The sequence below is a fragment of the Amycolatopsis sp. NPDC051716 genome (assembly GCF_040681595.1).
Taxonomy (GTDB): domain Bacteria; phylum Actinomycetota; class Actinomycetes; order Mycobacteriales; family Pseudonocardiaceae; genus Amycolatopsis.
In genome coordinates, this window is record NZ_JBFAZA010000034.1 from 1 (window position 1) to 12839 (window position 12839).

The following is a 12839-nucleotide window of genomic DNA, read 5'->3' on the forward strand; positions in this document are numbered from 1 at the left end:
GGTCCCCGAGCGCCCCAATGTGGCCTTGGTTGCGTTGAACGCACCCAAGGCGGCCTTCGGTGCGTTCAACGCACCGAAGGCCACATTGGGGCGCTCTTCCCGGACGTCAACCAACTTGCGACGCGCGACACTAGCGGATCACCCGGTACCAGTTCGGGCGCAGGCGTTCCAGTTCGACCGTGCCGCCGCCGGGACGGTCGAACATCCGGACTCCGTCGCCGAGGAACACCGGGACGGGCAGCGCGAGGACCTCGTCGAGCACTCCGGCCTCGAGACACTGCCGGGCCACCTCGGCGCCGAGGACGTTGACGTACTTCTCGCCGGCCGCCGCCTTGGCCGCGGAAACCGCCGAGGCCAGGTCGCCGGCGAACGTCACTCCGGGAGCCGGAGCGGCGGCCCGGTGGGTCAGGACGAACTGCGGCCCCTCCCAGCCGCCGCCGAACGCCTGGCCTTCGCCCGGGCCGCCGCGGTGGGGGTCGTCGCCGTCGTAGGTGCGGCGGCCCACCAGCAGGGCTCCGATGCGGGGGATCAGGGCGTCGACCTCCGGGTCGGGGTGCAGGTGTGGGGTCAACCAGGACATGTCGCCGCCCGGGCCGGCGATGAAACCGTCGATCGAGCAGCTGAACGCGTAGAGCAACTTGGCCATGCCGGTACTGACGACCGGGGCCGGGGAAACTCATCGGTGGGAGGGGAACCGGGGCGGACGGCGCTCGTTCCAGCTGGCCAGCCCCTCCGCGAGCTCGGGACGGCCGAACGACTCGATCATCAGCTCGGTGGCCGAGCGGGCCGCCTCGGCCAGCGGCAGCAGCGCCTCCCGCGCGAATTGCGCCTTCATCACCGCCATCGATCGCGGTGCGCTGTACGTCGCCAGCTCGGTCGCGTACGCGTGTGCGCGCGCCGCCAGCTCGCCGGGCGGGACCACCTCCTGGACCAGGCCGTACTCGAGCGCCTGTTCCGCGGTGAACGTCCGCCCGGACAGCGGCAGGTCGCGGGCGCGGCCCTGGCCGACGAGCTCCGGGAGCAGCTTCGCGATGCCGTACTCGGCGATCAGGCCGCGCCGGGCGAACGCGGTGGTGAACTTCGCGCCGGCGGCCGCGAACCGGACGTCCGCCGAGCAGGCGATGACGAACCCCAGTCCGGCGCAGCCGCCGTTGACCCCGGCGACCACCGGGACGCCGACCGACGCCGCCGCCAGCACGTCCCGGAAGTTGTCCTCGACCGGGGGACGGGTGGCGATCGTGCCGAGCAGCTCCAGGTCCGCGCCGGGGCAGAAGGCGCGGCCCGCCCCCGTGACGACGACCGCGCGGACCGCCGGGTCGGCGGCGGCCTGCCGCAGCACGGCGCCGTAGCGGGCCTGCATCGGCACGTCCATCGCGTTGCTGCGGTCCGGTTTGTCGAAGGTGCACGTCGCGACCGCGCCGTCCGCCTCGTACCGCACGCCATCCACAATGGACATCGCCGCCTCCTCGGGGTCGACCACCATACTAAGCGGTCGCTTGGCGAGAAGTCACGCGCCGGATCGTCGAGCGGCCGCCGAGTTCGAAATTATCGAACCCTTTGATTGTGCGGAAACCTCTGTGCCATAGTGCTTTCCGCCCGCACGACGCCGCGCTGGAAGGGACTCACCCGATGCCGGAAGTAGAACCGAGTGGTCTCCGCAGACGGGTCGTGCTGGGCGGGGCCGGTGCCGCCGTCGCCGTGTCGGCCGTCGCGCCGGTCGCCCGGGCCGCCGACGCGCTCACGCCGCCGGACCGGACCCGAGAAAGCGATTTCACGACCGGCTGGCGGTTCGCGCTGGCCAACCCGGACGGCGTCACCGATCCCGGTGGCCGCTTCGCCGACGCCCCGAAGCCCGGCTTCGACGACTCGGCGTGGCAGGTCGTCGACGTCCCGCACGACTGGAGCATCGAGCTCCCGCCGACCGGCCAGGGCACCAGCAGCGGTTCCGGCTTCTTCCGCGGTGGCCTGGGCTGGTACCGCAAGACGTTCACGCTGCCGCCGACGCTCGCCGGCAAGCGCGTCTCGGTGGAGTTCGACGGCGTCTATTCGGACCCCCACGTGTACCTGAACGGCGAGCTGCTCGGCCACCACCCGTACGCCTACACCGGGTTCGCCTTCGACCTCACCGGCCGGCTGCACACCGACGGGCGGACGCCGAACGTCCTCGCCGTGCGCGCGACGAACCCGCTGCCCAGCAGCCGCTGGTACTCCGGCAGCGGGATCTACCGGCGCGTCCGCCTGGTGGTGACCGAGCCGGTGCACGTCGCCCGGCACGGCACGTTCGTCACCACCCCCGACATCGCCGCCGGCCGGGGCACCGTGCGGGTGGCCACCGACGTGGTCAACGACTCCGGCGCCGCGGTCACCGCGCAGGTGCGCACGACCGTCACCGATCCGGCGGGCCGCGTGGTGGCGACCGGCTCGACGACCGTGGCGGTACCCGGTGGCGGGACGGCGACGGCGACGACCGGGTTGCGTGTCGAGCGGCCCCAGCTGTGGTCGATCGGCGCCCCCCGGCTGTACCGGCTGCGCACCGACGTCGTCGTCGCCGGGCGCGTGCTCGACACGACCACCGCGGACTTCGGGTTCCGCTACACCGAATTCCACCCGGACCACGGCTTTTCGCTCAACGGCAGGCCGATGAAGCTGCGCGGGGTCAACCTGCACGCCAGCCAGGGCGCGCTGGGCGCGGTGATCGACCCGGCCGCGCTGGAGCACCAGATGCGGCTGATGCTCGCGATGGGCGCGAACGCGCTGCGGACCGCGCACAACCCGCCGGACCCGCAGCTGGTGACGGTCTGCGAGCGGCTCGGGATCATCATGATGGTCGAGGCGTTCGACTGCTGGCGGACCGGCAAGCTCGACTACGACTACCACCGCGACTTCGACGAGTGGAGCGGGCGCGACATCGCCGAAATGGTTCACGCGGCCAAGAACTCGCCCGCGGTCGTGCTGTGGTCGATCGGCAACGAGGTGCCGGACGCGTCGATGGCGGGCGGCCCGCAGATCGCGGCGGACCTGATCGCCGTGGTCCGCTCGATCGACACCACCCGGCCGATCGTCATGGGGTCCGACCGCTACCGCGGCGTGCCCGCGCCGGGCTCACCGCAGGACCTCATCCTCAAGCAGCTCGACGGCCTCGGCGTCAACTACAACACCGCCCAGTCCATCGACGGGCTGCACAAGCAGTACCCGGACAAGTTCTTCTTCGAGTCCGAGTCGTCGTCGGAGACCTCCACCCGCGGGGTCTACCAGGACCCGGACCTGCTCAACACCGGCGAGAACCACACGCCGGGCAAGCGGGCGACGTCCTCCTACGACAACAACCTGGCTTCGTGGACCTTCAGCGGCGAGTACTCGCTGAAGAAGGATCGCGACCGGAAGTTCTGCCAGGGCCAGTTCCTCTGGTCGGGGCAGGACTACCTCGGCGAGCCGACGCCGTACGACGTCTTCCCCGTCAAGACGTCCTTCTTCGGCGCGATCGACAGCGCCGGCCTGCCCAAGGACGCCTTCCACCTCTTTCGCAGCCAGTGGACCACCGCGCCGATGGTCCACCTGACCCCGATGGACTGGACGAACCACCGCCCCGGCGAGCCCGTCGCGGTCTGGGTCTACTCCACTGTGGACACCGTCGAGCTGGTGCTGAACGGGAAGTCGCTCGGTGTCAAGAAGTTCGACCGCAAGACCACAGTGGACGGCCGGACGTACCTGGAGACGAGCGAGCCGGCCGGTGACGACAAGAACGATCCCTCCGGCAGCTACACCAGCCCGAACGGCAGCACCGGCAAGCTGCACCTGACCTGGATCGTGCCCTTCGAGCCGGGCACGCTGACCGCGATCGCCCGGGCCGGCGGCCGCGAGGTGGCGCGCGACGAACTCGTCACGGCCGGGCCGCCGCGCGCGGTCGAGCTGCGCGTGGACGCGCCCGGTGGCGAGGTGGTGGCCGGGGCGATGACGTTCGTGACGGCGTCGGTCGTGGACGCCCGCGGGGTCGTCGTGCCCGGCGACGGGCCGCTGCTGCGCTTCACCGTCGCCGGTCCCGGCCGGGTCGCCGGCGTCGACAACGGACGGCAGGAACTCGCCCAGAGCTACCAGCAGCCGGCGATCCCGGCGTTCAAGGGGCTGGCGGTCGCCGTCGTCGCGGCGACCGGCGGGCGCGGGCCGATCACCGTCACGGCGAGCGCTCCGGGACTGACCCCGGGGAAGCTCACGTTGCCTGGCTCGTCTCTCGGCCAGCGCAACGGCCCGGGAGCGCGCGCTGTCGAAACTCCGGTGGTCCCGGCCGCCTCGACGGCGGACGCGAGCTATTCGGGCGCCCCGGACACGCTGCCGGCCGCGATGCTGGACGGGAACCCGGCCACCGGCTGGTCCAACTACTACGTCAAACCGGCGACGTCGACGCTGAAGGCGGTGAGCCGGCCGCGGGCGGCGGACTGGGTGTCCCTGGCCTGGCCGTCGGCCCAGCGGATCAGTGCCGTCACGGCGAACTTCGTCGTGGACGCGAACCTGGCGCTGCCGGTCGCCGTCGAAGTCTCCTGCCGCACCGCGCGGGGTTTCGAGCCGGTGCGGAACCTGCGGATCACGTGGGGGACCGGTTCGAACGACCCGACGTCGTTCGCATTCGATCCGGTCGTCACCACGGAAGTGCGGGTGACGATGACCGCCCGGGGCTTCCTGCGGATCAGCGCGCTGCTGGCCCGGTGAGGCGCGGGTCCGGCGGGGCGCACCCCCCGCCGGACCCGGTGGTCACCGGCTACAGGGCGCGAGCGCGTCGAGACCCTGCGGCTTGGCCGCGTTGCGGCCGATGGCGGTGGCGATCCGGTTGATCGTCGCCACGCGCTTGTCCTCGAGCGGGCCGAGGATGGCGTTCTGCACGAAGTTCGGGCCGCCCTGGCCGACGGTCGTCTGCAGGCGGTTGTTCGCTTCGGAGATCTGGGTGTTCAGCAGCTCGAGGTTGCGCTGCACCTCCGCCTGGGCCTGGGCGGGGATGGCCGGGAGCTTGCCCGCCACGTCGGGGCAGGAGATCTTGCCGACCCCGGCGTTGCCGGTGTTGCCGCTGTTGCCCGTGTTCCCGCTCTGGCCGCCGTTGCCCGTGCCCTGGGCCGGTGCGGGAGCCGGCGCGCCGGCACCGGCGCCCGTGCCCGACTGCCCGCCGACCGCGCACGTGGCCAGCCCGTCGAGGCCCTGCGGCTTCTCGGCCCGGCGCCCGATCGAGATGGCGATGCGGTCGATCGTCGACTTCCGCTTGTCCGCCAGCGGGCCGAGGATGGCGTTCTGGACGAAGTTGGGACCGCCCTGGCCGACGGTCGTCTGCAAGCGGTTGTTGGCTTCGGCGATCTGGGTGTTCAGCAGGTCCAGGTTGCGTTGCACCTCGGCCTGGGCTTGCGCGGGGATGGCCGGGAGCTTGCTCGCCACGTCGGGGCAGCTGATCTGGCCGACGGCGGCCTGGCCGCCCGAGGCGGCGTTGGCGGCGCCGGGCTGGCCGAAGGTCGTGGCGACCGCCAGCGCTCCACCCGCGATCGCGAGGGCGAAGACCCCGGTCGCGATCTTCGTCCGCCGGGACAGGCGGTGTCGTCCACCGGAAGCAGGCATGAATGACTCCGTTTTCGTGCGTGAGTTAGCGTGAACATATGGGTACTCCGCCGTGTTCGGGGGATACGGCGGGGTTCTTTGATGGGGCGGACCTATCTGGTCGCCGACGCCCATGGTGGCTTCTCCACCAGGGGTTTGTCCAGTGTGATCGACACGAAAAAGAAGATGTGAACCATTTCGAACCGGGGCACGTGTACCCCTGTGACGGCGGCATCTGGCTGCATTGCTTTGAGTGATTCAGCGGCGTACCGGAATTGTCGTACGCAATTTCGGCGTGCGCGCGCGGGCTTGACGCGGGCCACCGTGTCCTCCTAGCTTCGACATACCGACCGGTCGGTGTCCAAAGGAGGCCACTGCATGAGCTGGTACGACGCGAAGCCCTGGCTCGCGAGCTACGACGAACGCGCGCGGGCCGCGGGGCCGGCGAAGCCGACGACGTTGCCCGAGTCGTTCCGCCGGGCCGTGGACCACGTTCCGGACCGGGCGGCGATCGCGTACTTCGACGCGCGGCTGACCTACCGCGAGGTCGACGAGCTCTCCGACGGTGTCGCGCGGTACCTGGCGGCCCACGGCTTCGCCCGCGGCGACCGGCTCGCCCTGGTGCTGCAGAACATCCCGCAGTTCGTCATCGCCCTGCTCGGCGCGTGGAAGGCCGGCGGGATCGTCGTGCCGGTCAACCCGATGTACCGCGACCGCGAGCTCACGCACGTGTTCACCGACGCCGGCGTCAAGGCGGTCGTCTGCTCGCAGCGCGGCTGGAACGCCTACATCGGCGAGACGGCGGCCACGAACGGGGTCGGCATCGCGCTCACCACCAGCGAACTCGAGTTCCAGACCCGCGACGACGAGCGCGTCCTGGCCAAGGTCGAACGGGAGGAGACGCCGGGTGCGGCCGAGCTCCTCGACGCCGCGGCCACGCCGGGCCCGAAACCCCCGGAGCCCGCCTTCGCCCTCGACGACACCGCGTTGATCAGCTACACCTCCGGCACCAGCGGCACGCCGAAGGGCGCCACCAACACCCACGGCAACGTCGGCACCAACGCTGCGGCCCTCGGCTCGTTCAGCGGCCTGGCCGCCGGCTCGACGCTGTTCGGGCTCGCGCCGCTGTTCCACATCACCGGCATGGTCTGCGAGGTCGGCTCCGCGATCGACATCGAAGGCACCCTGGCCCTGGCCTACCGCTTCGAGCCGGGGGTCGTGCTCGACGCGTTCCTCGAGCACCAGCCCTCGTACACGGTCGGGCCGTCCACGGCCTACATGGCGCTGATGGCGCACCCGTCGTTCAGCCGGGAGCACTTCGCTTCGTTCGCGCTGCTGTACTCCGGCGGCGCCGCGCTGCCGCCCGCCGTCGTCGAGGCCTTCCGGGCGAAGACCGGGCACTACATCCACAACGGCTACGGCCTCACCGAAACCACGGCGGGCTGCGTCGTCGTCCCCGGCACCCTCGAGGCGCCGATCGACCCGGAGTCGGGCACGATCTCGATCGGCCTGCCGGTGCCGGACACGATCGTCCGGATCCTCGGCGAGAACGGCGAGGAGCTGCCGCCCGGGCAGGCGGGCGAGATCGCCGTCGAGGGCCCGATGGTCGTCTCCGGCTACTGGAACCGCCCGGACGCCACCGCCGAGGCGCTGCCCGGCGGCCGGCTGCTCACCGGCGACATCGGGTTCATGGACGAGCGTGGCTGGGTCTACGTCGTCGACCGCAAGAAGGACATGATCAACGCGTCCGGGTTCAAGGTCTGGCCCCGCGAGGTCGAAGACGTCCTGTACACGCACCCGGCGGTCCGCGAGGCCGCCGTCGTCGGGATCGCCGACGCCTACCGCGGCGAGACGGTCAAGGCGTACGTCAGCCCGGCGCCCGGGGCGACCGCCGATCCCGCGGAGCTGGTCGCCTGGTGCAAGGAACGGCTCGCCGCCTTCAAGTACCCGCGCACCATCGAAGTCCTCGACGAGCTGCCGAAGACCACGAGCGGCAAGATCCTGCGCCGCGAGCTGCGGGCCCGGGGGTAGCGCGGTGATCGAGACCGCCCGCGGCGCGATCGCGCCCGAAGCGCTGGGCCGGGTGCTGATGCACGAGCACCTCTTCGTGCTGAGCCCCGAATTCGCCGAGAACTACCCAGAGCACGAAGGGTTCCGAGAGGACGAGCACGTCCCCGAGGCGATCCGGCGCCTGAAGGAGCTGAAGGAAGCCGGGATCGACACGATCGTCGACCCGACGGTGATCGGGCTGGGCCGCTACATCCCGCGCGTGCAGCGGGTCGCGGCCGAGGTCGACGTCAACATCGTCGTGGCCACCGGGCTCTACACCTACAACGACGTGCCGCACTACCTGCACTTCCGCGGGCCCGGCACGCTGCTGCAGGGCGAAGACCCGCTGGTCGGGATGTTTATCGGGGACCTCCGCGACGGCATCGCGGGCACCGGCGTCAAGGCGGGCCTGCTCAAATGCGCGACCGACGAGCCGGGCGTGACGCCCGGCGTCGAACGCGTGCTGCGCGCGGTGGCGAAGGCGCACGCCGAGACGGGCGCGCCGATCATGACCCACACGCACGCGGGAACGCGGCGGGGGCTGGAGCAGCAGGCGATCTTCGCAGCGGAAGGCGTCGACCTCACCAAGGTGCTCATCGGGCACTCGGGCGATTCGACCGACCTGGGGTACCTCACCGAGCTCGCCGACTCCGGCTCGCTGCTCGGGATGGACCGGTTCGGCCTGGACCTGCTGCTGCCGTTCGAGGAGCGGGTCGACACCGTCGCGGCGCTGTGCGAACGCGGCTACGCGGGCAGCATGGTGCTCTCGCACGACGCGTCGTGCTACATCGACTGGCTGCCCGCCGCGCAGCTGCCCGCGATCGCGCCGAACTGGCACTACCTGCACATCACCCGGGACGTGCTGCCGGCGCTGCGGGACCGCGGGGTGTCCGAAGCGGACATCACGACGATGCTCGTGGACAACCCGCGGCGGTTCCTGTCGTGGCGTTATCCTGGTGCGTCCTGAGAGGGGGTTCGCGGTGACCCGAGCAAGCACCCGCAAGCCGGGCGAGGCCACCGGCGACGACCAGGCCGCCGTGCCCCGGCGGCTGCTGGAGCACGCCACGAAGCTGTTCGCCAAGAAGGGTTTCGACCGCACGTCCGTCCAGGAGATCGTCGAGGCGGCGGGCGTCACCAAGGGCGCGATGTACCACTACTTCGGCTCGAAGGACGACCTGCTCTACGAGATCTACGCGCGCGTCCTGCGCGAGCAGACCCGCCAGCTGGAGAGCGTGGCCTCGTCGGGCGCGCCGCTGCGGGAGCGGCTGGCGGCGGCGGCGTCCGACGTCGTGGTGTCGAGCATCGACAACCTCGACGACAACACGATCTTCCTGCAGTCGATGCACCAGCTGTCCCCGGACAAGCAGAAGGCGGTGCGGGCCGAGCGGCGCAAGTACCACGAGCGGTTCCGCGGGCTGGTCGAGGAGGGCCAGGCTTCCGGCGAGTTCCGCACGGACAAGCCGGCCGACGTGGTGGTGGACTTCTTCTTCGGGTCCGTGCACCACCTGGGGTCGTGGTACCGCCGGAGCGGCTCGCTGACGGCCCGCCAGATCGGCGACCACTACGCGGACCTGCTGCTCGACGCCCTGCGGCCACCTGGTTAGTTCACGGGGTGACCGAGTACCCGCCGCTCCCCGTCGTCGACGACCTGACCGGACCGGAGCGGCAGCTGCTCGACGCCGCCCGGCACGGCCGTTCGTTCGCGGCCGGTGCCCCGGTGCGGGCGCTCGTGCTGCGGGAACTGCTGCTCGGCCTCCGGGGCCCGGTGGACCCCCGGGGGGTGCGGGTGGAACGAACCCGGATCACCGGGGAGCTCGACCTCGACGACGTCGAGGCCGTCGCCGGGCTCGCGCTGGTGGACTGCGTGCTGGCCGAACCGATGAGCGCCCAGCACGCCCGGCTGCCGTGGCTGGACCTGTCCGGCAGCGAGCTGACCGGCGGCTCCGGGTGCGCGCTGGACGCCGAGGGCCTGCGGGTGGACGACCTGCGCCTGACGGGCACCCGGATGTCCGGCTCCGGGGAGTACGGCGCGCTCTGCCTGCTCGACGCCCGGATCAGCGGCCGGACCCGGCTCTCCGGCGCGGAGTTCACCGGCGCGGACGGGCCCGCGCTCTACTTCGACGGCCTGCGGAGCGGTGCGCTGCGGGCCGCCGGCCTGCGGGCGACCGGGGCGGGTGAGCTGGGTGCGGTCCGGCTGCTCGGCGCGCGCGTCGACGACCAGGCCGACTTCGCCCACGCCGTCCTCACCAACGAGTCCGGGCCCGCGCTGAACGCCGACGGCCTGGTCGTCGGCGACAGCCTGCTCCTGACCGGGGCCACGGTGACCGGGGAGCTCCGCCTGCCCGCCGCCCGGCTCGGGGAGGCCGACCTGACCGGGAGCACGCTGCGGGGCGGCGGCGGGACCGCGTTGGAGGCCGACCGGCTCCACGCGGGGGAGCTGCGCCTCGGCGAGGTCGCGGCCACCGGCTCCGGGGCCGCCACGATCAGCCTGACCGGCGCGCGGGTCGACGGGCAGTTCACCTTCGACGGTGCCGTGCTCGTCAACGACGGCGGGCGCGCGCTGAGCGCCGACGGCATCCGCGTCGGCGACACCCTCTCCGGTGAGGGCGCGCGGGCGTCGGGTTCGGGCGAGTACGGTGCCCTCTGCCTGATCGGGGCGCACGTCGGCGGGCACGTCGACCTCGAGCGCGCCGAGCTCGCCAACGACACCGGCGCGGCACTGAGCGCCGACCGGCTCCGCGTCGACGGCTCCCTGCGCCTCGACGGGGTGACGGCGACCGGGTCCGGCGAGGTGGGCACGCTCCGCCTGCTCGGCGCCCGGATCGGCGGCCAGGCGACGATCGAGGACGCCCGGATCACCAGTGACACCGGCCCGGCGCTCTACGCCGACGGGCTGCGCGTCGAGGACAACCTGTACCTCGCGGGGACGCACGCCACCGGCGCCGGCGACCTCGGGGCGGTCCGGGCCCACGCCGCCGAAATCGGCAGGCAGCTGCTGGCCGAAGGGCTCGTGTGCGCGAACGGGTCGGGTCCCGCGCTGAGCGCCGACGACCTCCGCGTCGGCAACGACCTCGAGCTCAGCGGCCTGCGGGCGACGTGCTCGTCGGAGGTGGGCGCGGTGAGCCTGGTGGGGGCGCGGGTCGACGGCAGGGTGAGCTTCGACGGCGCCGAAGTCACCAACGACCGGGGGCCCGCGGTGCTGGGCCACCGCTGCCGGGTCGGGGCGAGCCTGGCGCTGAGCGGGCTGCGGGCGACCGGCTCCGGCGGCGACGCCACGGTCGCGCTGCTGGGCGTCCGCGTCGGCGCCGGGCTGACCTTCACCGGCGCGGAGATCGTCCACCGCGACGGCGGGACGCTTCTGAGCCTGGAGGACACCGTGGTCGAGGGTCCGGTCTTCTTCCCGGCCGAAGTGGTCGGCTCGGCCGGCCTGGTGTTCCTCGACGGGTTCCGGTTCGGTTCGCTCGAAGACGTCACCTGGCGGGAGTGGCTGGCGCTGATCGGGTCGCGCACCGCGGGCTACCGGCCCGGGCCGTACCAGCGGCTGGCCGCGGCGGAACGCGCGCACGGGCACGACGGCCCGGCCCGGGCGGTGCTCATCGCCCAGCAGCGCGACCTGCGGCGGCGGGCGCCCCAAGCGATCGGCGGGTGGCCGGCGCGGTGGTTCCACCGCCTGTGGGGATTCTTCGCCGGCTACGGCTACCGGGCGCGGCGGGCGGCCGCCGCGCTGCTGTTCGCCGTGGTCGCCGCCGGGGGACTGGGGTTCTGGGCCGGCCACGTGGCCGACGGGAGCCATCGGGCCGCCGAGCGCGTGGCGGCCTTCGAGGCGCCGGCGGGCACGCCGTGCACGACGGTGGAGCTCATCGGCGTCGGGCTGGACCGCGGGCTGCCGCTGTCCCCGGGCGTGGGCGGGCGGTGCGACCTCAACACCGGCGTCGGCTCCGGCGCGGTGTTCACGGTGGCGATCTGGGTGGTCCAGGCCGCGATCTGGGCGCTGGCCACGCTCGCGCTCGTCGGCTACACCGGGCTGGTCCGCAAGCCGGCCGGCGCCTAGCTCGACCACAGCCGGATCACTGGCGGGACACTCCGGCCCCGGCCCCCGAAACTCGACATCCGCCATGGCCGCGGTGACCTGCGTGCAGCTGTTGACGTTGCCGCCGGTCGGCACCACCGACAGTGGCCGGCGGTGGCGAAATCAAGGCAGGTCACGCCGCCTGCTTCGAGGACCGGCGCCTAGTGCCGCTGGACGTGGTCCAGCAGCAGCGCGCTCACCTCGTCCGGGGCCTCCATCGCCATCCACTGGCTGGCGCCCTCGATGATCTGGAAGCGGTACTCCGCGTCGATGTGGTGGACCGTCTGCTCGGCCGCGCTCTGGCTCAGGTACGGGTCCTCGCGGCCCCACAGGTACAGCGTCGGGACCTTGATGCGGCCCGCCGGGATGTCGAACTCGTCGTTCGTGGCCCCGCGGTACCAATTCAGCGTCGCCGTGAGGGCGCCCGGTTCGGAAAGGCGCGTCACCGTGCCTTCGACGATTGCTTTCGGAATGCGGCGGTTGTAAACAGCCCGTAATTGGGCGGCTTCGTCGCGTAAGAGGAAATTCTCGGCTTTGCCGACCGCGCGGCGGAAGAAGCGGATGTAGCCGAGGTCGTGGAACTGGCCGTCGTCGGTGGCCACCGCGCGCTGGAGGGCCGACGGGTGGGGCGTCGAGAGCACCGTCAGGGACCGGAGGCGCTCCGGGTGGGCCGCGGCGAGGGCCCAGGCCACCATGCCGCCCCAGTCGCGGGCGATCAGGTGGAAGCGGTCCGCTCCCTGGCTGGCGGCGAAGGCGAGAGCGTCGCCGACCAGGTGGTCGAGCGTGTAGTGCTCGACCCCCTCGGGACGCGCGCCCGCCGCGTAACCGCGCTGGTCGACGGCCAGCGCGCGGTAGCCGGCCTCGCCGAGGGCGTGGAGCTGCTCGGTCCAGGAGTCGGCGAACTCGGGCCAGCCGTGCAGCAGCAGGACCAGCTCACCCGAGGCGGGCCCGGCCGCGAGCGCGCTGTGGCGGTGACCGCCGATGGCGACGGTCAATTGTTCCAGCGCGCCGGCGTCGGCCGGCGCGACGGCTGTTTCCATGGCGCACACGTTAGATCCGGGCGACGACAAGAACCATGGGAAGAAGGGCATTTTTGTCACCCTTTTACCCGTGAAGTGGCCTGGCTCACAAATTTTCGCTCAGATGAGCG

9 protein-coding genes are annotated in these 12839 nt (G+C 72.2%); 5 read left to right on the plus strand and 4 right to left on the minus strand.

Translation table 11 applies throughout. The features are described from left to right. Positions 1-130: 130 nt before the first annotated feature. Positions 131-646 carry a dihydrofolate reductase family protein gene (locus AB0M30_RS35685; RefSeq protein ID WP_364593281.1) on the minus strand — a complete coding sequence of 172 codons (516 nt, stop codon included), beginning with the start codon at positions 644-646 and terminating at the stop codon, positions 131-133. A gap of 30 nt (positions 647-676) precedes the next feature. Next, positions 677-1456 (minus strand): enoyl-CoA hydratase-related protein, encoded by a 780-nt coding sequence (locus AB0M30_RS35690; protein WP_364593284.1) that lies wholly within the window; start codon positions 1454-1456, stop codon positions 677-679. 173 nt (positions 1457-1629) lie between these two features. On the opposite strand from AB0M30_RS35690, the gene AB0M30_RS35695 reads away from it, so the two are divergent. Further along, positions 1630-4704 carry a glycoside hydrolase family 2 TIM barrel-domain containing protein gene (locus AB0M30_RS35695; RefSeq protein WP_364593287.1) on the plus strand — a complete coding sequence of 1025 codons (3075 nt, stop codon included), beginning with the start codon at positions 1630-1632 and terminating at the stop codon, positions 4702-4704. A 42-nt stretch (positions 4705-4746) separates the two neighbouring features. Here AB0M30_RS35695 and AB0M30_RS35700 read toward each other — a convergent pair whose 3' ends face one another. After that, entirely contained in the window at positions 4747-5592 is an 846-nt protein-coding gene (locus tag AB0M30_RS35700; protein ID WP_364593290.1) for a hypothetical protein, read from the minus strand. 357 nt (positions 5593-5949) lie between these two features. Between AB0M30_RS35700 and AB0M30_RS35705 the strand changes: the two genes are divergently transcribed. The 4 genes from AB0M30_RS35705 to AB0M30_RS35720 are packed head-to-tail and all read left to right on the plus strand — an operon-like array spanning position 5950 to position 11671. Then, positions 5950-7602 (plus strand): AMP-binding protein, encoded by a 1653-nt coding sequence (locus tag AB0M30_RS35705; protein ID WP_364593293.1) that lies wholly within the window; start codon positions 5950-5952, stop codon positions 7600-7602. 4 nt (positions 7603-7606) lie between these two features. After that, positions 7607-8587 (plus strand): phosphotriesterase-related protein, encoded by a 981-nt coding sequence (locus tag AB0M30_RS35710; protein ID WP_364593296.1) that lies wholly within the window; start codon positions 7607-7609, stop codon positions 8585-8587. 13 nt (positions 8588-8600) lie between these two features. Continuing rightward, positions 8601-9224, plus strand: a complete 624-nt coding sequence (locus AB0M30_RS35715; RefSeq protein WP_103337831.1) for a TetR/AcrR family transcriptional regulator — start codon at positions 8601-8603, stop codon at positions 9222-9224. Between the two features lie 8 nt (positions 9225-9232). Continuing rightward, on the plus strand, positions 9233-11671 hold the full coding sequence (locus AB0M30_RS35720; RefSeq protein WP_364593299.1) for a hypothetical protein: 2439 nt from the start codon (positions 9233-9235) through the stop codon (positions 11669-11671). Between the two features lie 179 nt (positions 11672-11850). On the opposite strand, the gene AB0M30_RS35725 is transcribed toward AB0M30_RS35720, so the two are convergent. Beyond that, on the minus strand, positions 11851-12729 hold the full coding sequence (locus AB0M30_RS35725; RefSeq protein WP_364593302.1) for an alpha/beta hydrolase: 879 nt from the start codon (positions 12727-12729) through the stop codon (positions 11851-11853). Between the last annotated feature and the right edge of the window lie 110 nt (positions 12730-12839).

Coding starts and splice junctions, on each gene's coding strand:
- AB0M30_RS35685 (WP_364593281.1), bottom strand. CDS start 646: ATGGCCAAGTTGCTCTACGCGTTCAGCTGCTCGATCGACGGTTTCATC.
- AB0M30_RS35690 (WP_364593284.1), bottom strand. CDS start 1,456: ATGTCCATTGTGGATGGCGTGCGGTACGAGGCGGACGGCGCGGTCGCG.
- AB0M30_RS35695 (WP_364593287.1), top strand. CDS start 1,630: ATGCCGGAAGTAGAACCGAGTGGTCTCCGCAGACGGGTCGTGCTGGGC.
- AB0M30_RS35700 (WP_364593290.1), bottom strand. CDS start 5,592: ATGCCTGCTTCCGGTGGACGACACCGCCTGTCCCGGCGGACGAAGATC.
- AB0M30_RS35705 (WP_364593293.1), top strand. CDS start 5,950: ATGAGCTGGTACGACGCGAAGCCCTGGCTCGCGAGCTACGACGAACGC.
- AB0M30_RS35725 (WP_364593302.1), bottom strand. CDS start 12,729: ATGGAAACAGCCGTCGCGCCGGCCGACGCCGGCGCGCTGGAACAATTG.